At 73.4% G+C, this 1,478-nt stretch carries 1 protein-coding gene; it reads left to right on the forward strand.

Annotated elements, in window-relative coordinates:
* A partial coding sequence (locus tag G3N92_RS33915) for an efflux RND transporter periplasmic adaptor subunit (protein WP_206131853.1) occupies nt 1-1,309 on the forward strand: 1,309 nt, incomplete at its 5' end.
* Nucleotides 1,310-1,478: the final 169 nt, after the last annotated feature.

A 1,478-nucleotide genomic window follows, 5' to 3' on the forward strand; every position in this document is an offset into this window, starting at 1 on the left:
CGGTTTCGCCGCGCTGCTCGCCGTGGGCATCGTGCCGCGCGTGGCGGCGCGCGCCGCGCAGCACGCGCAGGTGGCGGCCCAGCAAACGCTGCCCGTCACGGTGGTGCTGCCGGGCCGTGCGCCGGCCGATCAGGAGCTGATCCTGCCCGGCGCGGTGACGCCGTTCGCCGACGCCGCGATCTACGCGCGCACCAGCGGCTATATCGAACGCTGGCAGACCGACATCGGCGCGCACGTGAAGGCCGGCGACACGCTCGCGCGGATCGCCGCGCCCGATCTCGACGCGCAACTGAAGCAGGCGCGCGCCGACGAGGCCGTGGCGCAGGCCAACTACGACTACGCAAAATCTACGGCCGCGCGCTGGCAGCAGATGCTGAAGACGCAATCGGTCTCGCAGCAGGACGCCGACACCAAATCGGCCGACATGAACGCCAAGCGCGCGCTGCTCGCGGCCGCGCAGGCGAACGTCGCGCACCTCGCGCAGCTCGTGTCGTTCGAGACGGTCAGCGCGCCGTTCGCGGGCGTGGTCACGGCGCGCAACGTCGACGTCGGCACGCTGGTGACGGCGGGCGGCACGCCGGGCACGCCCGGCCAGACGGGCGAGCTGTTCCATGTTCAGCAGACCGATACGTTGCGCGTGTTCGTCGACGTGCCGCAGGACAGCGCCGCGAACGTGACGACCGGCACCGGCGTGTACCTCGGTTCGCCGCAATATCCGGGGCGGCGCTTCGCGGCGCGCGTGGCGCGCAGCAGCGGCGCGATCGATCCGGCCACGCGCACGCTGCGCGTCGAGATCGACGTGGACAACCGCGACGGCACGCTGATGCCGGGCGCCTATGTGCAGGCGCATCTGAGCATCGCCAGCGCCAGCCCGGCGCTCGAGCTGCCGGTCAGCGCACTGCTGTACCGGCCCGACGGCGTGACCGTCGCGGTGATCGGCGCGGACGGGCGCACCGCGTTGCGGCAGGTGCGGATCGGGCGCGATTTCGGCACGCGCGTGGAGATCACCGGCGGGATCGGCGCGGGCGACCGCGTGATCGACAACCCGGGCGATTCGCTGGCGGCCGGCACGCCGGTCAGCGTGACGGCGACGACGCGCACGGCGGTGCCGGGCGATGGGGCTTCGGCTTCGGCTTCGACGGCGGCTTCGACGGCTTCGACGGCGACGGCGGCATCGGCATCGGCATCGGCATCGGCATCGGCATCGGCATCGGCATCGGCATCGGCATCGGCACCGGCACCGTCGGCAACGGTGGCAACGACGGCAACGACGGCCAATACCGCGGCAACCCCGGCCGCCCGGCACTGAGAGGCGCACCGATATGTCCGCACCGCGCCTCCACCCCGCCCGCCGCACGCTCGCCGCAGCCCGAGCCACCGCCCTCGCCGCCCTCGCCGCGCTGTCGCTCGGCGCCTGCTCGACGCTGCCCGACTACACACGCCCGAACGTCGACATACCGGCCGGCTACGCGGGCGCG

The sequence above is a fragment of the Burkholderia sp. Ac-20379 genome (assembly GCF_017104645.1).
GTDB lineage: Bacteria > Pseudomonadota > Gammaproteobacteria > Burkholderiales > Burkholderiaceae > Burkholderia.